At 65.8% G+C, this 25903-nt stretch carries 25 protein-coding genes and 1 pseudogene; 14 read left to right on the top strand and 12 right to left on the bottom strand.

Annotated features, from left to right (window positions below; all coding sequences use genetic code 11):
• Positions 1–18 precede the first annotated feature (18 nt).
• Positions 19–990: a sterol desaturase family protein gene (locus BBJ41_RS28680; protein ID WP_069749568.1), complete on the bottom strand. Its 972-nt coding sequence runs from the start codon at positions 988–990 to the stop codon at positions 19–21.
• 79 nt (positions 991–1069) lie between these two features.
• On the opposite strand from BBJ41_RS28680, the gene BBJ41_RS28675 reads away from it, so the two are divergent.
• Together BBJ41_RS28675 and BBJ41_RS28670 are read left to right on the top strand one after the other, a co-directional pair.
• Complete coding sequence (locus BBJ41_RS28675; RefSeq protein WP_236872080.1) at positions 1070–2131, top strand: AraC family transcriptional regulator; 1062 nt, start codon at positions 1070–1072, stop codon at positions 2129–2131.
• A 73-nt stretch (positions 2132–2204) separates the two neighbouring features.
• On the top strand, positions 2205–2504 hold the full coding sequence (locus tag BBJ41_RS28670; RefSeq protein WP_069749566.1) for a hypothetical protein: 300 nt from the start codon (positions 2205–2207) through the stop codon (positions 2502–2504).
• 42 nt (positions 2505–2546) lie between these two features.
• On the opposite strand, the gene BBJ41_RS28665 is transcribed toward BBJ41_RS28670, so the two are convergent.
• Positions 2547–2843, bottom strand: a complete 297-nt coding sequence (locus BBJ41_RS28665) for a hypothetical protein (RefSeq protein ID WP_069749565.1) — start codon at positions 2841–2843, stop codon at positions 2547–2549.
• Between the two features lie 445 nt (positions 2844–3288).
• On the opposite strand from BBJ41_RS28665, the gene BBJ41_RS28660 reads away from it, so the two are divergent.
• Positions 3289–4887: an EAL domain-containing protein gene (locus BBJ41_RS28660; protein WP_069749564.1), complete on the top strand. Its 1599-nt coding sequence runs from the start codon at positions 3289–3291 to the stop codon at positions 4885–4887.
• A gap of 47 nt (positions 4888–4934) precedes the next feature.
• Here BBJ41_RS28660 and kdgR read toward each other — a convergent pair whose 3' ends face one another.
• From kdgR to kduI, 3 genes are read right to left on the bottom strand one after another with little or no spacing between them, the layout of a single operon-like run.
• Entirely contained in the window at positions 4935–5834 is a 900-nt protein-coding gene (gene kdgR, locus BBJ41_RS28655; RefSeq protein ID WP_156814886.1) for a DNA-binding transcriptional regulator KdgR, read from the bottom strand.
• Positions 5835–5893: 59 nt separating this feature from the next.
• Positions 5894–6700 carry a 2-dehydro-3-deoxy-D-gluconate 5-dehydrogenase KduD gene (gene kduD / locus BBJ41_RS28650; RefSeq protein WP_069749563.1) on the bottom strand — a complete coding sequence of 269 codons (807 nt, stop codon included), beginning with the start codon at positions 6698–6700 and terminating at the stop codon, positions 5894–5896.
• A gap of 4 nt (positions 6701–6704) precedes the next feature.
• Positions 6705–7541 carry a 5-dehydro-4-deoxy-D-glucuronate isomerase gene (kduI, locus tag BBJ41_RS28645; protein ID WP_069749562.1) on the bottom strand — a complete coding sequence of 279 codons (837 nt, stop codon included), beginning with the start codon at positions 7539–7541 and terminating at the stop codon, positions 6705–6707.
• Positions 7542–7820: 279 nt separating this feature from the next.
• On the opposite strand from kduI, the gene kdgT reads away from it, so the two are divergent.
• Positions 7821–8840 (top strand): 2-keto-3-deoxygluconate transporter, encoded by a 1020-nt coding sequence (gene kdgT, locus BBJ41_RS28640; RefSeq protein WP_069749561.1) that lies wholly within the window; start codon positions 7821–7823, stop codon positions 8838–8840.
• An 82-nt stretch (positions 8841–8922) separates the two neighbouring features.
• On the opposite strand, the gene BBJ41_RS28635 is transcribed toward kdgT, so the two are convergent.
• From BBJ41_RS28635 to BBJ41_RS28625, 3 genes and pseudogenes are all read right to left on the bottom strand, one after another.
• Entirely contained in the window at positions 8923–9843 is a 921-nt protein-coding gene (locus BBJ41_RS28635; protein WP_069749560.1) for a hypothetical protein, read from the bottom strand.
• Positions 9844–9868: 25 nt separating this feature from the next.
• Entirely contained in the window at positions 9869–10180 is a 312-nt protein-coding gene (locus tag BBJ41_RS28630; RefSeq protein ID WP_069749559.1) for a hypothetical protein, read from the bottom strand.
• Between the two features lie 29 nt (positions 10181–10209).
• Positions 10210–11229, bottom strand: a pseudogene (locus tag BBJ41_RS28625) (SEL1-like repeat protein); the annotation flags it as partial.
• A 25-nt stretch (positions 11230–11254) separates the two neighbouring features.
• On the opposite strand from BBJ41_RS28625, the gene BBJ41_RS42195 reads away from it, so the two are divergent.
• Together BBJ41_RS42195 and BBJ41_RS28620 are read left to right on the top strand one after the other, a co-directional pair.
• Positions 11255–11683, top strand: a complete 429-nt coding sequence (locus tag BBJ41_RS42195) for a hypothetical protein (RefSeq protein WP_425129375.1) — start codon at positions 11255–11257, stop codon at positions 11681–11683.
• A 165-nt stretch (positions 11684–11848) separates the two neighbouring features.
• Positions 11849–12841 carry an IS5-like element ISBmu2 family transposase gene (locus BBJ41_RS28620; RefSeq protein ID WP_006412423.1) on the top strand — a complete coding sequence of 331 codons (993 nt, stop codon included), beginning with the start codon at positions 11849–11851 and terminating at the stop codon, positions 12839–12841.
• 143 nt (positions 12842–12984) lie between these two features.
• Here the strand turns inward: BBJ41_RS28620 and BBJ41_RS39735 are convergent.
• Positions 12985–13802, bottom strand: a protein-coding gene (locus BBJ41_RS39735) for an IS5-like element IS402 family transposase (RefSeq protein WP_085954470.1) whose coding sequence is annotated in 2 segments (ribosomal slippage) — positions 12985–13454 and positions 13454–13802 — 819 coding nt in all. Because the reading frame shifts where the segments join, the coding sequence is not laid out codon by codon here.
• Positions 13803–13994: 192 nt separating this feature from the next.
• Here BBJ41_RS39735 and BBJ41_RS28615 point away from each other — a divergent pair.
• Entirely contained in the window at positions 13995–14297 is a 303-nt protein-coding gene (locus BBJ41_RS28615) for a hypothetical protein (protein WP_069749557.1), read from the top strand.
• Between the two features lie 58 nt (positions 14298–14355).
• On the opposite strand, the gene BBJ41_RS28610 is transcribed toward BBJ41_RS28615, so the two are convergent.
• Positions 14356–14847 (bottom strand): NUDIX hydrolase, encoded by a 492-nt coding sequence (locus BBJ41_RS28610; protein ID WP_069749556.1) that lies wholly within the window; start codon positions 14845–14847, stop codon positions 14356–14358.
• Positions 14848–15064: 217 nt separating this feature from the next.
• Here BBJ41_RS28610 and BBJ41_RS28605 point away from each other — a divergent pair, with 217 nt between their 5' ends.
• From BBJ41_RS28605 to BBJ41_RS28595, 3 genes are all read left to right on the top strand, one after another.
• The gene (locus BBJ41_RS28605) at positions 15065–17443 is read left to right on the top strand and encodes a DNA polymerase II (protein ID WP_069749555.1); all 2379 of its coding nucleotides are present in this window, start codon (positions 15065–15067) and stop codon (positions 17441–17443) included.
• A gap of 265 nt (positions 17444–17708) precedes the next feature.
• Positions 17709–18032 (top strand): DUF4148 domain-containing protein, encoded by a 324-nt coding sequence (locus BBJ41_RS28600; RefSeq protein WP_069749554.1) that lies wholly within the window; start codon positions 17709–17711, stop codon positions 18030–18032.
• Positions 18033–18142: 110 nt separating this feature from the next.
• The gene (locus BBJ41_RS28595) at positions 18143–19270 is read left to right on the top strand and encodes a J domain-containing protein (protein WP_069749553.1); all 1128 of its coding nucleotides are present in this window, start codon (positions 18143–18145) and stop codon (positions 19268–19270) included.
• A gap of 106 nt (positions 19271–19376) precedes the next feature.
• Here BBJ41_RS28595 and BBJ41_RS28590 read toward each other — a convergent pair whose 3' ends face one another.
• Together BBJ41_RS28590 and plcR are read right to left on the bottom strand one after the other, a co-directional pair.
• Entirely contained in the window at positions 19377–20753 is a 1377-nt protein-coding gene (locus tag BBJ41_RS28590; RefSeq protein ID WP_069749552.1) for a pectin acetylesterase-family hydrolase, read from the bottom strand.
• 66 nt (positions 20754–20819) lie between these two features.
• Entirely contained in the window at positions 20820–21530 is a 711-nt protein-coding gene (gene plcR, locus BBJ41_RS28585) for a phospholipase C accessory protein PlcR (protein ID WP_069749551.1), read from the bottom strand.
• Between the two features lie 139 nt (positions 21531–21669).
• Here plcR and BBJ41_RS40705 point away from each other — a divergent pair, with 139 nt between their 5' ends.
• From BBJ41_RS40705 to BBJ41_RS28570, 4 genes are all read left to right on the top strand, one after another.
• Complete coding sequence (locus BBJ41_RS40705) at positions 21670–21963, top strand: hypothetical protein (protein WP_156814885.1); 294 nt, start codon at positions 21670–21672, stop codon at positions 21961–21963.
• A complete protein-coding gene (locus tag BBJ41_RS28580; RefSeq protein ID WP_069749550.1) occupies positions 21960–23186 on the top strand; it encodes an amino acid deaminase/aldolase in 1227 nt (408 codons plus the stop codon). Before BBJ41_RS40705 ends, BBJ41_RS28580 begins: the two co-directional genes overlap by 4 nt.
• Before the next feature lie 65 nt (positions 23187–23251).
• Complete coding sequence (locus BBJ41_RS28575) at positions 23252–24649, top strand: D-arabinono-1,4-lactone oxidase (protein ID WP_069749549.1); 1398 nt, start codon at positions 23252–23254, stop codon at positions 24647–24649.
• Positions 24646–25830, top strand: coding sequence for an MFS transporter (locus tag BBJ41_RS28570; protein ID WP_069749548.1), 1185 nt, complete (start codon positions 24646–24648; stop codon positions 25828–25830). Before BBJ41_RS28575 ends, BBJ41_RS28570 begins: the two co-directional genes overlap by 4 nt.
• Positions 25831–25903 lie beyond the last annotated feature (73 nt).

The raw sequence follows: 25903 nt of genomic DNA, 5'->3' as shown, positions 1-25903 counted from the left end.
GATCTTGCGGCCGGATCGTCACGCGCGTTCGGCAGGCACGGGATGCGGCGCCGCCGCGCGTTCCTCGCCCTCTTTCCGCTCGACGCTCCACGTATGGATCGGCCGATGCCCGGGCCGCTCCCACTCGGGCGGCATCCAAAGATGCCTGATCCGCTGCCGCAACGGCCCCGGTGCGAGCACATCGCGCCACATGTCGACGAACTCGTGCAGGTTGAGCACCAGGAAATTGTACGAACGGATCTGCTGCGTGATGCCGTAGTCGACCGGCTCCGTTTCCTCGACATACGTGCCGAACATCCGGTCGAAGATGATCAGGATACCGCCATAATTCCTGTCGATATAACGCGGGTTGCGGCCGTGATGCGCACGATGGTTCGACGGCGTGTCGAACACGTACTCGAACCAGCGCGGCAGCCGCCCGATCGATTCCGTGTGCACGAAATACTGGTACGTGAGATCGACCGCGAGCAGGAACAGCACGACGGCGGGCGGAATGCCGAACCAGACCGGCGGCAGGTAGAACAGGAACACGCCGACGAACGCGTTCAGCAACGACTGCCGCATCGCGGTCGTGAAGTTCATCACTTCGCCACTGTGATGCGGCACATGCGCGGCCCAGAACCAGCGCACGCGGTGCGACGTGCGATGAAACCAGTAGTAGCAGAACTCCACGACGACGAAGATCGGCACGATCGTGAAGCCGTTCACCGGCACGTCGAACAGCCGGTGCCGGTAGACCCACGCGAAGATCGCGCCGGTGAACAGCAGCCCCATCACGGTCTCGGCCACCTGATAACCGGCGCCGAGCGACAGGTTCGCGACGATCTCCTTCCAGCGGAACGGCTCGCGGCGCCCGCGCCGGGTCGCGATCGCGTATTCGATCGCGAACGCGATCAGGAACACCGGCGTCATGCCGATCAGCAGCACCTGCTTCCAGTCCACGTCGTTCCCCAGGAACGCATGAAGCCACGTCATCAACTCGGTCGGCATGTTCACGGCCTCGATCAGAAACTGACGGGCAGTATGGTCGCGCGCGGGTCGGCTCGCGTTGACACTTGCCGACGATTACTTGACACTTTCCGCCATGCCCGCCGCCTCCCCGCTCTCGACCCAGCGCGTCTACTACTCGAGCACCTACGTGCGGCTGCTGTTCGACTATCTGTCCGAGCAAGGCAAGGATGCGGCGCGCGTGCTCGGCGAAGCGCGCCCGCCCGAGGACGATCGCGGACTGACGCTCTACGCGAGCGCGCATTGGCGGCGCCTGCTCGAATGCGCGGTCCGCGCGCTCGACGATCCGTTGCTCGGCCTGCACGTCGGCCAGCGGATCACGCCCTCGCATCTCGGCGCGCTCGGTTATGCGCTGCACGCTTGCCGCGATGCCGGCGCCGCGCTCGCGCGCTGGCAGCAGTACGAACACCTGATCGCGAACGTCGCGCGCATGGAAGTGCGCGTCGAAGCCGCGTCGGTCGCGATCGAATGGCACGACGCGCCCGAGCCGCTCGGCCCGCTCGTCGACGAAGTGGCGCTCACCGCCATCGTCCAGTTTGCGCGGAACATCACCGGCACGCGTGACGGGCCCGACGAAGTCTGCTTCGTGCATCCGTCGCCCGGCGACGAACAGCCATATGTCGACTATTTCGGCTGCCCGGTCCGGTTCGGCCGGCCGGTGAACCGGCTCGCATTCCCGTTGCGCCTGCTCACGCAGCCGCTGCGTCAGCCGGACGACGCGCTGCGGCAAATGATGGAACGCCAGGCGAGCGCGCTGCTCGCCGAGCTGCGGCAGACGGACGATCTCGAACAGTCGGTGCGCGAAGCGGTCGCGCGCCTGCTGACGCAAGGCGAAGCGAGCATCGAGCAGATCGCGGCGGAGCTGCATGTGTCGTCCCGCACGCTGCATCGCCGGCTGGCCGAACTCGGGCTCAACTTCCGGATCCTGCGCGAGGACACGCGGCGGCGGCTCGCGATCGACCATCTGAACGATCCGCGGCTGACGCTCGCGGAAGTCGCGTGGCTGCTCGGTTATTCGGAACACAGCGCGTTTACGCGCGCCTTTCGGCGCTGGACCGGCGAATCGCCGCAGCAATGGCGCACGCGGCAGCCGGCTCGCTCGGCAAACGTCGCGCGCGGATGAACGGCCGGCGCAGCCGCGCCGTGACGAACTCGCGACCGCGCGCGCAGTCGAACGAGCATCGCCGGAGAATCCCATGAAACGCGTTGCCGCCTTCGCCGTACTGACCCTGCTCGCCGCCGTCAGCTTGCCGGCCACCGCCGGCGCAGCCGCGGATGCCGCCGCACCGGTTCCGGTGCATGCGAAAAATTGCGTTCCGTCCCGCGATGCCGCGCGTGACGCGCGCTCGCCGTCGAAGGCGCCGCCGATCAGCGTGTGCGTCGGCGATTCCAATACCCAGCTGAACCTGCCGTGGTTCCTGACCGACGTGCTCACCGCGGTCGACACGCGCCAGTCGCCCGGCGACCTGCTTCACAAGATGCGCAACGATTTCTGAATCACGGCCGGCCCGTTCCAGCGCTGGCCGGCACTACACCGTTCATTCGACGGCAGGCTGCGTCAGCACCTGCATGAACGTGTCGACGATACCGGCCCACATGCCGGGGTCGGCAATACGCGCCAGCAGCAACAGCAATTCCTGTCGTTCTCCTTTCGACAGCGGGCCGTTTGCGCCGCGGATCTCGTCGTAGCGCGGTGTCCCGCGCGACGTGAGTGCGCGATCGAGCAGGTAGTTGCCGATCTGTCCGTTCACTGAAATCCGGATCCACAGCGAGCCGCCGTCGGTCGCGGCTGCGCCATCGGTCACAACGACCGTGGGTGCGGTATTTTCTTCCATCGCGAAACGCCTGCAGGACAGGTGCCCGGGCCGCTCGCGCGCCCGCCGCGGATCGCCGCGAACCGCACCTTGCGACAATAATTCCTGTCGATACGCAATCACAAAACTACACCATTTGTTAAATAACAATATTTCGTAATCTCGCGTCCCATCTTATACTTGCCGCGCACCATCCTCGTGCCAAGAGACGGTGTCTTTTTATCCCGGCCGCACCACCGTGCGGCCGGGGTTTTTTTCGGTGTGCTACGTCATATACATGTGCAATACGCACATGTTATGGGCGCCAGTTTCCGGAAGAACGGCCGATTGCGACGGTGCTGCCACCCATGCCCCTCGCGACCGTTGAATCGATTAGCATCGCGATATCGGCGCGCGCGCCGTATTGCCGGACCAGGCATGACGCATGCTCGCCGCTTGCGCATCGACCGGTCCGACTTGCCTCTCCATGCGAACAACATCAAAGGCAACCGCGGGAATGTCGGCGCTCATGCCAGGCTCGAAGCCAGTTTTCCAGCGCAGCGGTGCGTGGCCGCGAGTTGTCTTTTTCGTTGCCGTAATCGTTTGCGTGCTGGTGCCCGCATTCGCGATGATGCTTGCCGACCGCTACGCGCGCGAGGCCGTGACCACACATGAACGCGTCGTCGCGAACGACATCGTGGCATCGGTGGACCGCATCCTCGACGGCGTTCAACTGCGGCATTCGGACGAGCTGACCGCGCTCGTCGGGCGGCCATGCGCGGCGGTATTCCGCACGCTGGCCGAAGTGGGCACCCGCTTGCGCTACCTGCGCGCCGTCGGGCTGGTGAGCGGCGGCCGCGTCATGTGCTCGTCGGCGCTCGGCGCGATCGACTTGCCGCTCGACGCCTACACGCGCGAGCCGGAGCCGGGATCGACGATCGTCACGCTGCTGCGCCAGACGCCGTTTCAGCACAACGTTCCGGTGCTCGCCGTGTTTCGCTCCACTGCGCGCGGCGCGGGCCTGCTCTACCTGATCGAAGGCGACTATGTGGCCGACGCGCTCTCGCACAGCGCCCGATTCGGCGCGGAAACCGCCACGCTGTCGATCCAGGGTTCAGGCCGCCTCGACCAGCGCGGGAAATACACGCCGGAATCGGCCGCAGGCCCCGCACGCGGCAGCGCGATCGCGTCGCACCGCTGGCCGTTCACGGTGTCGGTCGCCGCATCGACCGGCTATGCGTCGCAGGTCCAGCGCCGCTACCGGCTGACCTGCGCGACGATCGCACTGCTGGCCGACGGCCTCGTGATGGCCGCCTACCTGCTGGCGATGGCGCCTCGCCGGTTGTTGCTGAAAGCCGTTCGCCACGCGCTCAGGCGCAACGAATTCCACGTCGTGTACCAGCCGATCGTCGATGTGCAGACGCGCAGGACCGTCGGCGTCGAGGCGCTGCTGCGCTGGCACCATCCGAAGTGGGGGGCGATCAGCCCGGCCGGGTTCATCCCGCAGGTGGAATCGAGCACGGTGCTGCCGAAGGTGACCGAATTCGTGCTGCGCACGGCGGTATCCGAACTGACCGCGCTGACGCCATCCATGCCGTTGCGCATTGCCGTGAACATCGCGCCGAAGGATCTCGAACGCGCACGGTTCGTGTCCGTCGTCGACGACGTGATCCGCGCGTTGCCGCCCGGCTTTACGCTGGTGCTCGAAGTCACCGAACGCATCCTGCTCGAAAAGAACGCGCGAACCACCGAGATATTCCAGGCACTCCGATCCAAAGGCGCGAAGTTCGCCATCGACGATTTCGGCACGCATCACAGCAATCTCGACATGCTGTCGCGCTTTCCGTTCGACTACGTGAAGATCGACCGCCAGTTCGTCGCACAACTGAACGATGGCGGTGCGGGGCTGATCGAGGGGATCGCGGCCGTCGCGCATCACTATGACCTGAAGATCATCGCGGAAGGCGTGGAAACGGAGGCGCAGCATCGCGCGCTGCATGCGGTCGGGATTCAGTATGCGCAGGGCTATCTGTATCAGCGGCCGCAGCGGGCGGAGAGTTTGAAGCGCGACGGCGCGTGGGCGTAGCGTCGTGGCGGCCGATGCGTGCAGTCATCGCGCCGCACGCCGAACGCTCAGTCCTGCGCGACGACCGCCGCCGATGCAGCGCCGGCGGCTGCCGGACGATGCCCGAGCCGCGCGGAAATCGCCTGCCCGGCCGCCTTCAGCAACGCGACGTAATGCGCCTTCGTATCCGCGCCGCAGCGCATCGTCGGAAACGAAATCGACAGCCCCGCGATCACGCGATCGAAACGGTCGAACACGGGCACCGCGAGACACATCAGGCCGTCTTCCTGTTCTTCGTTGTCCTCGCCATAACCCTGCTGCCGCACGTGCGGCAGGATGCTCATCACCGCGTCCGCCGACGACAGCGTCTTCGCGGTCGACTTCCTGAACTCGATGTCGGCCAGCACCGCGCGCGCCTCGCCGGGCGCCATCCACGCGAGCAGCACCTTGCCGATCGCCGTGCTGTACAGCGGATTGCGCCGGCCGATCCGCGACTGCATGCGCAGCCCGTAATCGGCGTCGATCTTGTGGATGTAGATGATTGCGTCCTCGTCGAACGCGCCGAGATGCACGGCTTCGCGCGTCAGTTGCCCGATGCGGCGCATCTCGAGATCGGCCTCGCGCACGAGGTCGACGCTCTCCAGCGCCTTGCTACCGAGCTCGAACAACCGGATCGTCAGCCGGTAGCGATCGGTCTCGCCTTCCTGCGCGACGTAGCCGAGCGTCTTGAGCGTCTGCAGGAAGCGATGAACCGTCGTCTTCGACATGCCGAGTTGCTGCGATAGCTCACTGATGCCGATCTCGCGGCGATCGCCGAGCGCCGCGAGGATCGTGAAGACCTTCCCGACGGCCGCGACCGAATCGGCCTTTTCCGCAGCGCCGGCCGCCGGCGGCTCGGCCCCCGGATGGCCGGCCCCCTGCTCCATGTTCGCCTGATCGCGGTTGCGCTGTCTGGGCGTTGCTGTCATGTCCGTGAATCCGTGAGATGCGAATCGGGAGAGCATAACGCGTCCGCCTCGCCGCACGGTCAACGCGCGAGCCACCCGCCGTCGACGGCGAGCGTGTGACCGTGCACGTAGTCCGACGCGCGCGAGGCGAGGAACACGGCCGCGCCCGCGAGATCATCGGGCACGCCCCAGCGGCCCGCCGGGATGCGGCCGAGAATTTCGTCGCTGCGCCGGCTGTCCTCGCGCAACTGCGCGGTGTTGTCGGTTTCCATGTAGCCGGGCGCGATCGCGTTCACGTTGATCCCGCGCGCGGCCCATTCGTTCGCGAGCAGGCGCGTGAGGCCCAGCACGCCGCTCTTCGACGCCGTATACGACGGCACGCGGATGCCGCCCTGGAACGACAGCATCGACGCGACGTTCACGATCTTGCCGCCGCCGCCCTGCCGCACCATCTGCCGCGCAACGGCCTGCGACAGGAAGAACACGCTCTTCAGGTTCACGTCGATCACGGCATCCCAGTCGGCCTCGGTGAAATCGAGCGCATCGCAGCGGCGAATCATGCCCGCGTTGTTGACGAGGATGTCGACGTGACCGAACGCATCGACCGCGCCGCCGACGATCCGCTCGACCGGCTCGAGCGTCGACAGGTCCGCGCGCACGTCGACGAAACGCCGGCCGGCCGCCTCGACGCGAGCCGATGTCTCGGCAGGTGCCGAACGGTTCGCGCCGACGATGTCGCACCCGGCCGACGCGAGCGCGACGGCCATCGCCGCGCCGAGCCCCGTGTTGCAGCCGGTGACGATCGCGACCTTGCCGGTCAGGTCGAACAGGCCGGCGAGCGCGGAACGCGCATCGGCGGAAGGAAGATCGGGGTTGTCGCGTTTCATGGTGTCAGCGCAGGTCGGCAACGGCGATGTGGTCCATGTCCTTGAACACCTGGTTCTCGCCGACCATCCCCCAGATGAACGTATAGGCCTTCGTGCCGACACCCGAATGGATCGACCAGCTCGGCGAGATCACCGCCTGCTCGTTGTGCACGACCACGTGGCGCGTCTCCTGCGGTTCGCCGAGCATGTGGAACACGGCCGCGTCGTCGGCGAGGTTGAAGTAGAAATACACCTCCATCCGGCGCTCGTGCGTATGGCACGGCATCGTGTTCCACAGGCTGCCCGGCTCGAGTTTCGTCATCCCCATCGACAGCTGGCACGTGGGCAGCACGTCGGGCACGATGAACTTGTAGATCGTGCGGCGATTGCTCGTGGCCGCATCGCCGAGCGTTTCGGGCGACGCCTGCGCGAGCGTGATGGTGCGCGTCGGATACGCGGTGTGCGCGGGCGCGCAGTTCAGGTAGAACTTCGCCGGATGCGCGCGATCGTCGCTGCCGAACACGACACCCTGCGCGCCTTGCCCGATGTAGATCGCCTCCTCGGTGCCCACCGCGTGACGCTGCCCGTCGGCCTCGACCCAGCCCGGCCCGCCGATGTTGATCGCGCCCAGCTCGCGCCGCGCCAGTAGATGACTCACGCCCATCGCGGCGCCAAGCGACGCGGGCACCTCGACCGGCCGCTCGGCCGGCCACGCGCCGCCGACGATGATGCGGTCGATATGGCTGTAGGTGAGCGACAGCGCGTCCGGCGCGAACAGGTTCTCCACCAGGAAATGCCGGCGCAGGCCGGCCGTATCGAGCGTCTTCGCGTGTTCGCTATGTATGCCTTGCCGCACTTCCATGCCGGTTCTCCGTGGGGATGGACAGGCCGCCGACGCCGGTTCGGCCGGTGGTCATACGATGAATTGAAGCACAAATTTTTCAATTCCGGAACGACGAACCGAATTTTTCGGTCATCGCAAAAATACCTTCAAGCCCATATTTATCAAGGATTTATAGTGATACGGGTATACGACTATTCGTGAATTCAACAAAAACGGACCACCGTTCCGAATCATGTCCTATAGTCAGTCAGCAGACATCATTCGACAACGGGACGCATCGACGTCCACGGAGGAGACGTGAAGCTGAAACAGGCCATCGACCGCATTCCCGGCGGACTCATGCTGGTCCCGATGCTGCTCGGCGCGTGCGTGCACACGTTCGCGCCGAACGCCGGGAAGTACTTCGGCTCGTTCACCAATGGCCTGATCGCGGGCACGGTGCCGATCCTCGCCGTCTGGTTTTTCTGCATGGGCGCGACGATCAACCTGCGCGCGACGGGCGTCGTGCTGCGCAAATCGGGCACGCTGCTCGCCACGAAAATCGTGGTGGCGTGGCTCGCGACGGTGATCGCCGCGCAGTTCATCCCCGACGACGGCATCCGGACCGGCCTCTTCGCGGGCCTGTCGCTGCTCGCGATCACGACGTCGATGGACATGACCAACGGCGGCCTCTACGCGGCCGTGATGCAGCAGTACGGCAGCAAGGAGGAAGCCGGCGCGTTCGTGCTGATGTCGATCGAATCGGGGCCGCTCGTCAGCATGCTGATCCTCGGCGCGGCGGGCGTCGCGGTGTTCGAGACGCGGCTGTTCGTCGGTGCGGTGCTGCCGTTCCTGATCGGCTTCACGCTCGGCAATCTCGATGCGGACCTGCGCGAGCTGTTCGGGCGCTGCGTGCATCCGCTGATCCCGTTCTTCGGCTTCGCGCTCGGCAACGGCATCGATCTGAACGTGATCGCGAAAAGCGGGCTGCCGGGCATCGCGCTCGGGCTCGCGGTGATCGTCGTGACGGGCGTGCCGCTGATCCTCGCCGATAAATTCCTCGGCGGCGGCAACGGCACGGCCGGGCTCGCCGCGTCGTCGACGGCCGGCGCCGCGGTCGGGAACCCGGCGATCATCGGCGAGATGATTCCGAAGTTCAAACCGATGGTGCCGGCCGCGACGGCGATCGTCGCGACGGCTTGTCTCGTGACAGCGATTCTCGTGCCGATTCTGACGGCGATGTGGGCGAAGCGGGCGGCACGGGCGTCAGGGGCGACGGTGATGGTCGCGGCAAGAGCCGGGCGCGGTGGGGTGGTCGAACATGAGGGGCATGTTTGAAGGGGGCGTCGGGATCTGCAATCTTCCGGTGATCCGCCGTCGCGCCGTGCGCCGGCGAATCGCCCCCATCCGCGTTCGGCTGCTACGACGACGGCAATCCCTGAGACGTTTCCGCAGTCTCGCGGCCCACGGGAGCGTAGAACACGCGGAACCACACCCAGTAAGCAACAAAGGCCCCGCCGAGAACAACGATCGCCATCACTCCGGACAACATGCTCACCCCAAGCAGGCTCTCCAGCAACTGCAACGCCAAATAGAACAGAACCGCGGTGGATGCCATCGCCGCGAGCGACGCGCCCAGCCAACGCCAGCCGTGCAGTCGAACGAGATCACGACGCAGACCGAGCCTCGCTCCCGCAAAGATCAGCGCCGCGGGAACCGCCAACGCGCCAACGTAGCTGAACATCACGCGCATGAGGTCGTCGTCGAAGGTGTCGAGCAGCATCGGCACGGTCTGCGTCATCAAAAGCAGCCATACGCTTGCGAACAGCCAGGCCGCGAGGCCTGCGATGGACCGCGTTGCGTGACCGCGGGGCGCCTCGGCGGGTAACGCATCGTTGCGAAACACGCGCGTGACGAACCACCACGCAAGCCAGGCCACGCACGCATAGAGGACGGCACTTACCGGCGCGATGAGCGTCAAGATCGCCGTCAGATGGGCGCCATTGCCGACCAGACTCAGCATCATCACCTGGATGATGAATATCTGCGCGACCTGCCAGACCAGCAGGCACAACGCATAGGCCGCCAGCAGCCGCGCGGGGCGCCGGAACGCAAGCCGATCGCGATGCTCCCCGTACCAGCGAACGATCAGATAAACCAGGCCGGTTCGAAACACCAGGTTCTGGATGAAGCTGGTCAGTTGAATAACCACCATCTGCGAGCTTGGCGAGAACTTCGTCAACTGCACGTAGAGGCTGGGTAGAAACAGCACCGTGATGATGAGTGCTGCGACGAGCGCTGCCGCACCGGGTAACGAGACGGGCCGGGTTTGTGAATTCATGTGGATTCCAGGGAAAATAAGATCATCAGCCGTGCGGCGCCAAACTTCCAATAAAAATGGCCAACCACGCCATCCCGGCTCCAATAGACCAGCCCAGCATCAGCCAACCGATTTCGCCGGTGCGTCTTGCGTCGTACTTCCAGGCAGTGACAAACAACAAAGGCACCGGCACGCCTGCAATTCCAGCCATTTTCGGCCACTCGGCAAACCGGTCGAGTACCTGCAGCGCATCGCTGAGAAGCGCCCAACACGGCAGCCCAACGACGAACAGCAACCAGCCGAAACCGATCAGGGTCAGCGGATGTGTTTGCTTTTTCGACTCTTCACTATCGCTCATGTCGAACGATGTTCCTGCGGGTTACGGAGCGGCCGCTCAAGCGGCAACCCTGTCGCTGGATCGAGATGCTTGGCTTTCGCCATCTCGTTGACGAGCTCGTCCGAAGGCTTCTGCGCCGGCTTGGCTGCGTCTTGTTCCTTTTGCCACTGGAACGTGCCGTCCCACGGCGGGAGCTTGGCAGGTGGCAGTGGGACGATCCTGTCGATGTCTGGAACCTTGGGGCTGCGACCATCGTTGGCATCGAGAAATTTGCCAATTAAATCGTATCGTCGCGAACGCTCGGGATCGTTCGGCAGGTCGAGATAATCGAGTTGATTCGATTGGGGCGGCCCCTTGAATCCGTCTCTCAAGAACGACGCAGACATGGTATCGCCTGCACTCACGCCTTTCTGAAAAGTCCTGGCGGCGTCGGGATATAGCCCACCCGTCTTTTGGTCGACCCCTAGCAGGTTTGCCGCCTCGCCAAATCCTTGATCGGCTGCACACGCCAACATGTGCCTTGCGATATCAGGAGCTTTGTCATTGGGCAGAAGCAGATCTCCGACATGGAACTGCGCTTCCGGATTACCAAGATCGGCTGCCTTGCGAAAATATTGCAATGCCCCTTCGGCGTCCTGCTTCAATCCATAGCCTGTCTCAAGATAGTGACCGATATCGTAATAACCACTTGGGATACCTTGCTTGACCAATTTCATGCCAAGGTCGACGACCTCCGTCGGTGCGTTCGGTGAGTCAACCAGCCCTTGTGAGATAAGTGATTGCAGGTTCTGGTTCGCCTTGTAATGATCGTGCTCCGCCGCGATCCTGTAATAGCGGGCGACATCGTTGAAGTCCTTCGGGCCGTCCTTTTTCTCCAGATACCTTGCGTAACGAAACAGGCTGTCGGCTTGCGGATCGAGTGGCGGCAGATGGTCCGCTTGATGCATACAGGTAAAAGCAAGATTGGCGCGCACGGCGCTCATGTCAGATGCTGAGGCCACCGGGGGTTCCTTTTTCGTGCAAGCACACAACAGGAGCGAAAGCGCAACGATCAGAATGTGCCGGGTCATGGCTCAATCACTACGGGTAATGTCGTTGGACGATCGCAAAAACCCGACAAGCGATGCGGCAGGATCCAAGCCTCGATTTTTATTGACCTTGTTCTGCGTGATGATTTTTCCCCATCGCTTGAATGCTTCTGCGGGATCGTCTTGTATGCCGGCCCCACTGCTAGGCCATGCGTCCGACGAGGGATTAAGCAAATACCTGATGATCGATCGGCAACTGTCCCGTCTTGTCGAACATGCCCTGCTTGACCAGCTCACCATCCGCACCCAGTTTCCTTGCGGTATGGACATAACCGTGATGGGGAAAATAAGTCTTGTCGGTCTGCTGAATCCAGAACGTGACGGGCTGCGAAATCAGCGCCTTGAGCTGAACGTCGTTCGAAGTCGATCATGCTGCGCGCATCCATGGCGCCTCTCTCAGAATTATGTTGTTCTTGATCGAGGATTCTACGGATGACGAATCTGTGACGTCAATCAGGCGGAAGTCAAACAATTGAAAATTGTAATTAGATATTCACTTATGTGAATCAGTTTAGGGAAACGCTGATTTATTCGGCTCGGCGGTCATCGCAGACGTAGCCGAGGACGTTTAGAAGACAGCTCACGGAACGGACCCACGACGATGAAGAGGCAGATCGGCTTCGCGGAAGCGGAAATTGCAGGCAAGAAGCGAGTGACGAGGCGCCAACGCTTCCTGGAAGAGATGGAGAAGGTCGTTCCGTGGCAGCGCTTGCTGTCGGCCATCGAACCGCACTATCCGAAGGGCACGCGAGGTCGCCCGCCGATTGGCCTTGAGCGGATGCTGCGAATCTACTTCGTGCAACAGTGGTACGGACTGTCGGACGAAGGACTGGAAGACGCGCTGTATGACAGCATCACGCTGCGAGCCTTCGCCGGCATCGATCTGGCGATCGAGAACGTGCCTGATGCAACCACGCTGTTGAAGTTCCGGCGCCTGCTGATCGAACACGAACTGACACGGAAGTTGTTCGACGAGATTGGCATCTCGCTGTGCGAGCGTGGGCTGATGATGAAGGAAGGCACGCTGGTTGACGCGACGATCATTGAAGCGCCGCCGTCGACCAAGAATGCCGGGAAGAGCCGTGACCCGGAAATGCATCAAACGAAGAAGGGCAACGAATGGCACTTTGGCATGAAAGCCCACATTGGCGTCGACGCCGACTCGGGCCTGATTCACAGTGTGGTTGGCACGGCGGCCAACGTGTCGGATGTATCGCAAGCTCATGCCCTGCTGCACGGGCATGAAGAGCAGGTGTTCGCCGACGCGGGCTACATTGGCGTCGACAAGCGCGAGGAAATGGCGGGCAAGGCCGTGAAGTGGCACGTCGCTGCCAGGCGGGGAAAGATCAAGGCGATGCAAGAAGGAGCGCTGAAGGACCTGGTGATCGCGCTCGAGCGAACCAAGGCGCAGATCCGTTCGCGGGTTGAGCATCCGTTTCATATCGTCAAGAATCTGTTTCAGCATCGCAAGACCCGATACAAGGGCTTGGCCAAGAACACCGCGCAACTGTTCAGCCTGTTCGCTCTGGCGAATCTGGTGATTGCGCGAAATCTGTTGCGATCGGTCCATGGGAGCAGTCCGTCATGCGTATGAAAAATGCGAGCAGGGGAGGCTCGCTTACGCGCCAAATTCACTGAATTGAGCGCCGATTCGCTTCGTCATCCAGAAAATTTGAAGCCATCTCGCCTGCAACTTCGGAAGTTGGTCCATTGATCAGCGTTTCCTTAGAGACGGTTTCATAAAGACTGATCGGCCCGCCGAAGGGTATTCCAGCAGATCAGACAGCAACCGAGTTTGAGGAACGCGCCGTGAATGTCTGCACGGCGCTCGAAACGAATACGGAGACGACGGAAGTGATGCAGCCAGGCATGCGTGCGTTCGACGACCCAGCGATATTTGCCAAGGCCGCTGCCATGTTCGGTACGGCGCTTGGCGATCACTGGCTCGATACCGCGATCGCGCAACGCGCGCCGATGTCGCTCGGAGTCGTAACCGCGATCCGCGTAGACCACACGCGGCCGCTGCAATGGGTGGCCACGCAATCCGCGGATCGGCGGAATCGCGTCGATCAGCGGCAGCAATTGCGTGACGTCGTTGACGTTCGCGCCGGTCAGGATCGCGGCGAGCGGCGTACCGTTGGCGTCGGTGACGATGTGGTGCTTGGAACCGGGTCGCGCGCGATCGGTGGGGTTTGGCCCAGTTTTTGGCCTGCCCCAACGGCGCGAATCGATGATGAATCGACGGCGGCTCGTGAGAAGTCGATCTGGTCCGCTGCGCGCAGCTTTGCGAGCAGTAGCTCGTGCAAGCGATCCCAGACACCGGCTGCTTGCCAATCGCGCAGCCGGCGCCAACATGTCACGCCCGAGCCGCATCCCATCTCGGCCGGCAGGTCGCGCCAGCGTAGTCCGGTCTTGAGAACGAACAGGATGCCGGTCAGCGCGGCGCGATTCGAAACAGGCAGGCGGCCCGGGTTCTTCTCGCGCCGCGGCTTGGGTGGCGGCAGTAACGGCTCGATCAGTGTCCACAATTCATCGTCGATGATCGGCTTGGCCATCTCCTCAGTCTCGGTTGTTCCGATGCCTGAGGTTAACAGCTCACCGCGAAAGTTAACAGCCCCACGGGGCCTTTTTGAAACCGTCTCTTAGTAATGTTCAATTCCGCATATAGCGGTATGACGCACGCTGTCGCATCTGCTCCGGAACGCCGCGCGCGTCACCCGGGCACGCTTCTTCCGGAGCCGCCTTCAATGTCCACCGCCCTGCTGCTGCGCACAACCCGTTCGCACCTATACCCCGGCAGCATCGTGACGTTCGGCAAAAACGCGCCTCGCATCGGTGAACCCCATCCCGCCGTGATCGAATTCGCCGACGGCTCCGGCGCGTCCGCAACGCTCGCCAGACTCGACGACGACACGCTCGAACTCGCCGTCGATGCCTACGTCACGCACAAGCGCCACGCGATCGTCGCGAAGCGATGGCTGCTGCGGCCCGAGGACGCGGCGCGCACGACCTGGCGCGTGGCGAAACGCACTGCGGATGCACGAACGTGACGAGCGACAAAGTCGCTCGTCACCCGCGAACGATCCGCCCGCTTCATGTCACCTGATGTCAGTACGCGATTTCGTAATGCTCGTCCTGCTGGACGACGTGCGCGAGCGTGTGACGATCGGCATTGAGCAATTCGCGCAGGAATGCAGGCTGCACGTCGATTTCGGACAGGCGATCGCGCAGGAACCATGCGAACGTCAGCCCCTTGTCGGCTTCGGCGCCGCGATGCGCCGTCGTCACATCCGACAACGGCGAGCCGGCTTCCAGCTCCGCCGCGAAATAGACACCGACCTCATGGTGTTGCCGGCCGGCGTGCGTGTAGAAGTTTTCCGCGATGCACAGCATTTTCCCGGCCCGGACCGACGCGCCGATCTCTTCCCGCATTTCGCGGACGACCGTATGCGCGGCCGGCTCCCCCGGCTCGACGCGTCCGCCGGGGAGACTCCAGAAGTCGTCGCCGTCGACGCGATGCAGCAGCACGTATTCGCGTTGAACGATGACGGCGGCCGCCCTCAGGTTGAAACGGTGACTCCCTGCATCGAACGAAATCATGGCGCTGCCTGACGAATGTTGTGGGGGCGCTATTTCACACAAGTGCGCGCATCATCGCAAGTGGGCGCCGTATCGGGCATCGCCATCCGGCCACCCGACAGGCCCGGCGACATCGGTGCCAACCAGTCCGCCCCCTTTTCCCGCGCGGCCGCCTCGGACACATCCCGCGCCCAGGCGCTAAAATCCGCCGCCTGGGCATCCACGACGAGCAAGCGTTTTGACGGAGTTCGAGCAGGGTTTCATCCTTACCCGCCACTGGCGGGACACCGCATCCGGCATCGAGATCGAGTTCTGGCTGGCAACCGAACACGGTCCGCGCCGCGTGCGGTTGCGCCCGCAGGAAGCCGTCGCGTTCATTCCGGCCGAACAGCAGGCGCTCGCCGAACGCGCGCTGGCCGGCGAGCGCGAAGCCGAACTGCGCCCGCTCGCGCTGCGCGACTTCCGGCAGCGCCCGGTCGTCGGCCTCTATTGCAAGCGCTACCGCCATCTGTCCGGGCTCCAGAAGCGCCTCGCGGCGGCCGGCGTCGACGTCTACGAAGCCGACGTGCAACCGCCCGACCGCTACGCGATGGAGCGCTTCATCACGGCCTGCGTGCAGTTTCGCGGCCAGCCCGGCAACGATGGCACGCTGACCGGCGTCGAACTGAAAACCGCGACCGGCTACCGCCCGGCGCTGCGCTGCGTGTCGCTCGACATCGAAACCAGCGTGCACGGCGAGCTGTATTCGATCGCGCTCGAAGGCTGCGGCCAACGGCAGGTCTACATGCTCGGCCCGCCGAACGGCGACGCCGACACGAGCGCCCTCGACTTCCGCCTCGACTACTGCGACAGCCGGGCCGCGATACTCACGCGGCTCAACGACTGGTTCGAAACGCACGATCCCGACGCGGTGATCGGCTGGAACCTCGTGCAGTTCGACCTGCGCATCCTGCATGCGCATTCGGAGCAATACGGCGTGCCGCTGAAGCTCGGGCGCGGCGGCGGCGTGCTCGACTGGCGCGCGCACGGCCAGCAGCCCGACCACTTCTTCGCGGGCGCGGCCGGCCGGCTGATCCTCGACGGCATCGACATGCTGAAATCGGCGACGTGGACGTTCCCGTCGTTCAGCCTCGAATACGTCGCGCAAACGCTGCTCGGCGAGGGCAAGTCGATCGACAATCCGTACCAGCGGATGGACGAGATCCAGCGCCGCTTCGATCACGACAAGCCCGCGCTCGCGCGCTACAACCTGAAGGACTGCGAGCTCGTCACGCGCATCTTCGACAAGGCCGACCTGCTGTCCTTCGCGCTCGAACGCGCGAGCGTCACGGGGCTCGCGGCCGATCGCACCGGCGGGTCGGTCGCGGCGTTCACGCACCTGTACCTGCCGCGCATGCACCGGCTCGGTTATGTCGCGCCGAACCTCGGCGACGTGACGGGACAAAACAGCCCCGGCGGCTTCGTGATGGATTCGCGCCCTGGCCTCTACGACTCGGTGCTCGTGTTCGACTACAAGAGCCTCTATCCGTCGATCATCCGCACGTTCCTGATCGATCCGGTCGGACTGATCGAAGGGCTCGCGAATCCCGGCGACGACGCATCGGTGCCCGGCTTTCTCGGCGCGCGCTTCTCGCGCACCGCGCATTGCCTGCCCGATGTCGTGCGCCGCGTGTGGGAAGGCCGCGACGACGCGAAGCGCCAGCGCAACGCGCCGCTGTCGCAGGCGCTGAAGATCATCATGAATTCGTTCTACGGCGTGCTCGGCTCGACCGGCTGCCGCTTCTTCGACCCGCGCCTCGCGTCGTCGATCACGATGCGCGGCCACGAGATCATGCATCGCACGCGCGAGCTGATCGAAGCCCAGGGTTACGAAGTGATCTACGGCGATACCGATTCGACGTTCGTGTGGCTCGGCCGCGCGCACGACGACGACGAAGCCGGCCGCAAGGGCCGCGCGCTCGTCGAACACGTGAACCGCTGGTGGCAATCGCACCTGCACGAAAACTTCGGGCTCGAAAGCGCGCTGGAGCTGCAGTACGAGCGGCATTACCGCCGGTTCCTGATGCCGACGGTGCGCGGCGCGGAGGAAGGCAGCAAGAAGCGCTACGCGGGCCTCGCGGCAGCAGCCGACGGCGGCGAGGATATCGTCTTCAAGGGGCTCGAAACGGTACGCACCGACTGGACGCCGCTCGCGCAGCAGTTCCAGCGCGAGCTGTACCGACGCGTGTTCCGGCGCGAGCCGTATCAGGATTTCATCCGCGACTACGTGCAGCGCACGCTGGCCGGCGAATTCGACGACCAGCTCGTCTACCGCAAGCGTGTGCGCCGGCCGCTGCGCGAATACGAGCGCAACGTGCCGCCGCACGTGCGCGCGGCACGGATCGCCGACGAGTTCAACCAGGCGCAGGGCCGGCCGCTGCAGTACCAGCGCGGCGGCTGGATCAGCTACGTGATGACGACGGCCGGCCCCGAGCCGCTCGAGACGATGGGTTCGCCGATCGATTACGCGTTCTACCTGAGCCGCCAGCTTCAGCCGGTCGCGGATGCGATCCTGCCGTTTCTGCGGGACGATTTCGAACGCGTGATTTCCGGGCAGGGGCAGTTGTTCGGCGATTGATGGAGCGGAGCGGTGCCGCGCCGCACGCTCGCTTGCGCAGCAGCCGCCTCGCCCCTTCTGCCCGCGATTCCGAAGCAAACCGACGGGTCACTGCACATGCGGCAGCCGACGCCGGCATCGCCCCGCGCCGCCCACTCTGACGCATTCTGGAACACTGCTGGCCAGGAATCGCCCTATATCCGGCCGCTCCGGGTTCCTAAACTTGTCTCGTCGGTTCAGCCAGGCATGTGCGGGCAGAACCGCAACGAAACCGTCTGAGGAAACCGTGAAATCCATCATCGTCACCATTGCCGCCGTCGCCGCTACCGCCACCGCTCTCCTTGCCGCACCGGCCGCGTCGTACGCGCAGTCGTCGCACTCGACGCTCACGCGCGCACAGGTTCGCCAGGAATTGCTCGACCTCGAATCGGTCGGCTACGAGCCGGTGGCCGGCGACGGCGACAACTATCCGGGCGACATCGTCGCCGCGCAGGAACGCCTGGCGGCCAAGCGCCTCGCCGAACGCAAGAGCGCCGAAGCCGCCTACGGGTCGAACGGCGCGCCGGGCACGGATTCGGGCGCGCCGGCGGTGACGGCAGTGAAGCAGTAACGCGCCGCCGGCCACGTCGGCGGAGCACGCCCGTTCCGGGCCGCCGCACGGGACATCCGGCTAAAATACCGGCCTGCCGCGCGTCCTGCCGCGGCCGGAGGACATTCATCATGACCGCACGTCGCGGTGCCGCGGTCGTCATCGCGCCCAGCCACGAGACAGCCAGCCTGTCGAAAGCCCAGAAGACGTTCAATACGCTCGTCAAGGAAATCGAAAAGCGGCGCGAGCGTCTCGGCGCGTGGGAAGCCGTCATGCCGGCCTTCCAGAAAAAATTCGTCGACGGACTGTTGCCGCTCGAACAGGCGTCGACGGCGCTGCGGATCGAACTGCTCCATCGGCTCGACGACGCGTTCCTGCAGAAAGGGTTGAGCAAGGCCGAGCAGCGCACGCTGTCCGAGCTGATCGCCGGCATGGCGCGCAACCTGCTCGACGTCAGCGACGACGCGCAACTGAAAGGCATCTACGACCGGCATCGCGCAACCGGCTACGACGACAAGGCAGCCGCCGCCCCCGAGCCGGCGAAACCGGCACCGGAACCGGCCCCCCGCGTCGAAGCGGCCGACGATCTCGACTCGCTGTCGCCCGACGAACTCGCCGCGCGCATGCAGGCCGAGCAGGACGAACAGTTCAGGCGCGACATGGCCGCCCACGAGGCCCGCGAGGCGCAGCGCGCGAAACGCAAGAAGGCGCCGAAGCAATCGGCCGCGCAGGCCAAACGCGAAGCCGAGCAGGCCGAATCGAGCCGGTCGATCCGCGAGGTCTACCGCAAGCTCGCCAGCGCGCTGCACCCCGATCGCGAAACCGATCCCCGGGAACAGGAACGCAAGACCGTGCTGATGCAGCGGGTCAACCTGGCTTATGCGAAGGGCAATCTCCTGCAACTGCTGGAGCTGCAGCTGGAGATCGAGCAGATCGACCGGCGCGCGATCGACGGCCTCGGCGAAGAACGGCTGACGCGCTACAACGGCATCCTGGAAGACCAGCTTCGCGAGCTGGACCAGGAGATCGTGCACGTCGAGACCGGTTTCCGGCGGACTTACGGCATCGCGCCGTCGGTCAAGGTGGCGCCCGACACCGTCGTGCGCATGCTCACGCGCGACATTGCCGGCATGCAGCGCAGCAACCACGACCTGAGCGTGGCGCTGCGCGAATTCGACGATCCGGAAAAAGTCAGGGACTGGCTGAAAGACGTGAAGCGTCAGCACGCATCGTCCCACTTCGACGACGATCCGTTTTAAGCGCACGCGCTTCCCGCACGACGCCGGGCGCGCCTCACCCATGAACGAAACGGCGGCGCGGCATGGCACGCCGCGCCGCCGACACCCTCTCAAGCCAGCCGTACGGTCACGCCTTGTGCCCCGAGATCGGCCCCGCTTCACCTGTCAGGTTGAACACGCTGTCGATCCACGCGAGAAACGTCGAGAACGTGAAATCCGACCACTGCTGCGTGCGGAATGCCTTCATCACCGGCGTATCGGCCGGGTCCTGCTGGTTCAGCAGGTTGTCGACGAACGTGCCGATATCGGCATCGATGCCGTTCTCGTGGATCCCCGACCCGGTGAAGCTGACCGCCGTCACCTGATGGTTGGCGATGAAGTCGTTGCGCGCCCACGGCATGAAGTAGCCGAAGTTCGGCAGCGGGTTCAGCGTCTGCTTCAGCCCGTCCAGTTCCGTCGCGAACATCGCGAGCGACAGCGAATCCTTCGTCGCGTCGTCGGGCGCCGCCATCACGGCCGGCACGAATGCGCGGTAGTGATAGGCCGCGATGATCTTGTCGCGCTGGTAGCTCGAGAAGCCGAAGCGATCGTGCGGGTAAGTCGCCGACAGCGCCGCATACGCGCTTCCCATGTTGCCCGGATCGAACTTGCTGGTGAGCCGGCTGTTCACGGTGATCATCCCGTCGGGGCCGGTCATCCCCCACTCGGTGCGCACCTTGTCGTACAGGCCGACCGACGGATGCGTAGCCGCATCCGCATCGAACGGCGTGTTGAACACGGTGCCGGCATCGTCGAGCAGCGAGCTATGCGCCTGCGGCTGCAGCGTGTTGCGCAGCGTCGCGTAGTTCGCGAGCGTGCCGTAGCCGCCCGCGCTCATCCCGTACACGAGCAGCCGGCTCGGCTTGCCCAAGCCGTGCGACACCAGCCATTGCGCGACGGCCTGGATGTTCTTCAGGCCGCTGTAGTGCTGCAGGCGCCAGTCGCCGTTCGGCGACGTGTAGTTGCGCACCGCGCTGCCCATGTGGATATCTCCGGTGCAATAGGGCACGAAAACCTGTGTCCACTGCTGCGTCTCGACCTTCGGCTCGCCGACGAGGATGTGCGCGAGATCCATGCGCGTCAGCAGCGGCGACAGGAACGACGACAGCAGGCTCTCGTTCGCGGTGCCGTTCATGTAGTTGTGCGGGATGCCGTCCGGGTTGAAGCCGCCGAGGCCGGCCTCCGCGCCGGTGGACGTCTGCGTGCAGGTGCCGTAGTCCCAGCACGCGCCGCCGGGCTCCATCATGTACAGCAGGTTGTCGGACTGCGCGCGATTGACGTAGAAGCGCATCGGCGTGCCGTTGCCGCACGACGCGCCGCTGCTCTCCGGCAACGTCACTTCGTACCACGAGTAATACGGAATCGACGGGTCCGGCGCCGTCGTATCGGCGGCATGGCCGTTCAGTGCCGCGCAACCGAGCAGCGTGGCGACGGCGACGCGCAGCAGGCATCGTGCTGATGACATTTCCCCTCCTGGTCCATGGACATGACGCGGCCGCCGGGCATCGGCCCGGCGTCGCGGATTCGGCGCTCAGTGCGCGCCGGACGGTGAAGCGCCGTCGAACAGCTGGACACGCAGCGCCTGCAGGCGCTGCGCGATGACGGTCTGTTGCTGGTCGGGATCGGCAATGCTCGCCTGCACCTGGCGGACCACGTCGCGGCTCTGCTGCTCGTAGGTGAGGTAGCGCGGGTCCTGCGCGGGCGACGGGCCGACCGTCTGCTGCGCATATGCGTCCCATTGCGCGCGCATCGACCGAATCGCCGCGCCGCGCGTCGCCGGATCGGCTTCGGTGTCGGTCAGCAGCGCGGCGCTGAGCGCTTCGGCCTGCACGGGCACGATCTCGTTGCGCGCGACATGGTCGGGCAGCTCGTCGAGAATCCGGCGCGCGAGCGCGCTGCGCTCGGCTTGCGGCAGGCTGTTGCGGCCATTGCCGTAAACGGCGACCTCGTCGCGAAAACGCGCGAACGCGACGATGCGCTTCACTTCGGCATCCGCATCGGGACGCCCCGCGAGGCTGCGGCGCAGCGCGTCGACATCGAGCCGCCGCTCCTCGGGGCCGGGTGTCGCGGGGCCGCTGCCGAACGCATCGGCAGCGGCAAGCTGCGTGCTCGCCGTCGCGCCCGGCATGCCGGATGAAGCAGCCTGCGCCGGCGTCGCCGATTCGTATCGCCAGATCGCGACGGCCACGCCGATCGCCGCGATCGCGCCCGTGCGCCGCCAGAGTGCCCTGTTCTTCTTCACGTCCCCTCCTCGTCACGTCATGCCGTTCTTCGCCGGTGCATCCGCGAGTAGGTTCTAGGTCGAATCCGGCACGCAGTCAAAAGCGTCGCTAGAACGCAGGCACTAAACCTGCGCGCTGCGGTGATGCCCGGCGAAACGTTTGAAACGCATTTCGCCGCTGCACACGCGAACGCGCGGCCTCGCGCGCCACGCCCGTCCGGCGGCGGTTCGCGTCGGCACGCATCACATGCGTCGCGACGCCAAGCAAACAGCGAACCAGCCGCGCATCGGACGACGGACGGCCATCCGCATGGCCGATACGGATGGCCGGATCGGACCCGTCGAACGACCCGCTCAGCGCTTGGTCGGCATTTTGGCGAGCCCTATGCTGATTTCCGACACGCGCCGAACGGTCGGCGCGACGCACCCCGACCCAGCCGAGCCCGCCCCATGAGCCGTGCAGACCTCCCGCATCGCGCACCCACCGCCGTCCACGATTACCCGACCTACCGCGACGCACTCGCGGGCCGCCGACTGCCCGCCGCGTTCGTCGATCTCGATTGCCTCGACGCCAATCTCGCCGACCTGAAGCGCCGCGCGCGCGGCATGCCGATCCGGCTCGCGACGAAGTCGGTCCGCTCGCGCGAACTGATCGGCGCGGTGCTGGCCGCCGGCCCGTTCATGCAGGGGCTGCTGTGCTATTCAGCGGCAGAAGCCGCGTGGCTCGCGCAAGGCGGCTTCGACGACATCGTCGTCGCGTATCCGACCGTCGAACCCGACGACCTGCGCGCGGTGGCCGCACAACTCCGGCAGGGCCGCTCGATCACGCTGATGGTCGACGACGATGCGCAGGTCGACGCGATCGACCGCATCGCGCGCGACGAACGCGTGACGATCCCGCTCGCGATCGATCTCGACATGTCGTCGGCGTATCCGGGCCTGTACTTCGGCATGTACCGCTCGCCCGTGCGCGATGCCGCAGGCGCGCTCGCGCTCGCGAACCGCATCGGCCAGCGGCAGCACGTGCGGCTCGACGGGCTGATGGGTTACGAAGGGCAGATCGCGGGCGTCGCGGATACCGCGCCGGGCGGCGGCGCGCGCAACGCGCTGGTGCGCCACCTGAAACGGCGCTCGGCCCGCGAAATCAATGCGCGCCGCCACGCGGCCGTGCAGGCGCTCGCAGCGGCCGGCCACACGCTGCGCTTCGTGAACGGCGGCGGCACCGGCAGCTTCGAGAGCACGCTCGACGACGCGTCCGTCACCGAGCTCGCGGCCGGCTCCGGCCTCTACGCGCCAGCGCTGTTCGATCACTACGCGGCCTTTCACGTGCAGCCGGCCGCCGGCTTCGCGCTGCCGGTCGCGCGGATTCCGCAGCCGGGCATCGTGACCTGCGCGGGCGGCGGGTACATCGCGTCCGGCCCGGCCGGCAAGAGCCGCCTGCCGCGGCCGTGGCTGCCGGCCGGCTGCACGCTGATCGGCAACGAAGGCGCGGGCGAAGTACAGACGCCCGTGCGCGTGCCGCACGGCTTCTCGCCAAGGATCGGCGAACCGATCCTGTTCCGTCACGCGAAGGCCGGCGAGCTGTGCGAACGCTTCAACACGCTGCTGCTGATTCGCGGCGGCCGCGTGGTCGACGAGGCGCCCACCTATCGCGGCGAAGGCAAAAGCTTCTTCTAGCGGGCCGCACGGCCCGTCGTTCAAACCGTTCAAATCATTCAAACGATAACCAGGGAGACAACGCCATGTGGCGAAACTGGTCGGGATATGTCTGCAGTCCTGATGCAACCGTATCGACGCCGACGTCGCGCGCGGCGCTCGCGGCCGTGCTGCGCGACGCGGCGGCGGCCGGCGCAACCGTGCGCGCGGCCGGCGCGGGTCATTCGTTCTCGCCGCTCGTGCAGACCGACGACGTGATCCTGTCGCTCGACGCGATGCAGGGCGTGATCGACGTCGATCGCGACCGGCGCGTCGCGCGCGTGCATGCCGGCACGCGGCTGTGGGCGCTGGGCCCCGCGCTCGCCGCGCACGGCCTCGCGATGGAGAACCTCGGCGACATCAACGTGCAGTCGATCGCCGGCGCGACCAGCACCGGCACGCACGGCACCGGCATCACGCTCGGCAACCTGGCGACGCAGATCGACAGCCTGACCTTCATGTGCGCGGACGGCAGCGAGATCCGCGCGACGGCCGACACGCATCCCGAGCTGTTCGCGGGCGGCCGGATCGGGCTCGGCGCGCTCGGCGTGCTGACCGAGATCGGCCTGCGCCTCGTGCCCGCGTTCAACCTGCGCCTCGAGCGCGGCGGCATGCAGCTGGACGACTGCCTCGCGCAAGCGGACGCGCTGATCGCGCGCCACCGCTCGTTCGAGTTCTACTGGTTCCCGCATACGGATACCGTGCTGACGAAGGCGTGGGACCTCACCGACGAGCCGGCCGACAGCGTGCACTGGGCGAGCCGTGCATCTGAGTCGTTCCTCGAGAACACCGTGTTCGGCGCGCTGTGCGGGCTGGGCAAGCGCGTGCCGTCGCTGTGCCCGGCGCTGAGCCGGCTGTGCGCATCGACCGTGTCGGCCGGCCGGCACGTCGACGCGAGCTACGCGATGCTGTCGACGGTGCGCCGCGTGCGCTTCAACGAAATGGAATGGTCGGTGCCGGCCGAGCGCGGCGCCGACGCGCTGCGCGAAATCCGCGCGTTCATCGCGCGCCGCAGCTTCCCGCTGATGTTCCCGATCGAATACCGCTGGGTGCGCGGCGACGACATCTGGCTGAGCCCCGACTACGGGCGCGACAGCGTGCGCATCTCGGCGCACCAGTATCGCGGGATGCCGTTCGATGCGTACTTCTCGGGCGTGCAGGCGATCTGCCGCAATCACGGCGGGCGGCCGCACTGGGGCAAGGTGCATGCGCTGAAAGCCGCCGAACTCGCGGCGTGTTATCCGCACTGGGACGATTTCCTCGCGCTGCGCGAACGGATGGACCCGCACGGCCGCTTCCTGACGCCGTACTTGCGCACGCTGTTCGGCATCCGGCAGGGCGGGCGCGCCACCGCCGCCGCGCCCGCCGGCCGCGGGACACACCCGATGCACGAAACGGCCGGCATCGCGCAAGATCGGCCGCGATCCAACCAGGAGGCCTCATGAGCACCGCCACCCTGCACCTGGCCGCGCAGTCGCGCCCCGACCCGTCGACCGGTGCGGTCGTCCGCCTCGCGCTCGCATTCGCGGCGGCCACCAACGGGCTGATCCTGTCGCCGTTCCTCGTCGCGGCGGTGATGACGCGCTTCCGGCTCGACGAAGGCATGGCGACCGCGCTCGTCAGCGCCGAGATCCTCGGTATCGCGATCAGTTGCGCGCTGCTGTCGCACCGGATCGCGCGCGCCGCGCGGCCGTTCACGCTGGCCGGCCTGATCGGCGCGATCGCGGGCCAGGCGCTCAGCGCGGTCGCGCCCGGCATGGCATCCGCGGCCGTCGCGCGCGGCATGACGGGGCTGTTCGAAGGGATGCTGTTCGTCGTGGTCGCGTCCGGCGTGTCGCAGCGCGCGTCGACCGACCGCCTGTGGGGGCAAATCAACCTGCTCGCGGGCGGCATCAACGGCGGCATCCTCGTGCTGATCTCCGCATTGCCGGCCGCGTGGCTCGGGCGCTGGGTCTTCGCGCTGCTGGCGGCCGTCGTCGCCGTGCTGGCGCCCGCGATCCGCGGCATCGGCGCATTCGCGAGCGCGCAGTCGCAGGCCCGCGCGCGCGGCCACGCGCTGCCGTGGCGGCCGGTCGTCGCGATCTGGGTCGTGACCGCGCTCGTCTACGGCGTGCAGGCGTCGCAATGGGCGATCGCCGGTTTCGTCGGCATGCGCGCCGGGCTGTCGGCCACGACGATCGGCGTGCTGCTGTCGGTGTCGTCGCTGCTCGGTTTCGTCGGCGCGGCGATCCCGTCGCATCCGGCCAGCCACAAGCACCGCCTCGTGCTGATCTGGGCCGCGCAGCTCGCGATGATCGGATCGATCGAATGGTTCTTCGGCGCGCGCGGCGGCAGCGCGTACTTCCTGAGCCAGTTCGTGCTGAACAGCGCGTTCTTCGTGATCGTGCCGTTCCTCACCGGCATGCTGTCCGACGTCGACCCGGACGGCTCGCTCGTCGCGCGCACGCTCGTCGTCACGTTCTTCGCGGCCGGCATCGGCACCGCGCTGTCCGGCGCGCTGCTCGACCGCTTCGGCGGCACGCACGTCGCGCACGTGCTGTGCGTGGCCGTGCTGGCCGCCGCGCCGTTCGTGCGGCTCGCGCTACGCCGCCCGGCGGAGGCCGCCGTGGCCCGCGCGTCGCCCTGACCGCACTGCGCCATCGGGTGGCCGCGACGCACCACGAGATTGGCCGCCGCGACCTTGGCCCGTGCAAATTTGG

This window comes from Burkholderia stabilis (assembly GCF_001742165.1).
In the GTDB taxonomy this organism is placed as follows: Bacteria; Pseudomonadota; Gammaproteobacteria; order Burkholderiales; family Burkholderiaceae; genus Burkholderia; species Burkholderia stabilis.
This window is presented reverse-complemented; position numbering and strand designations above follow the sequence as displayed.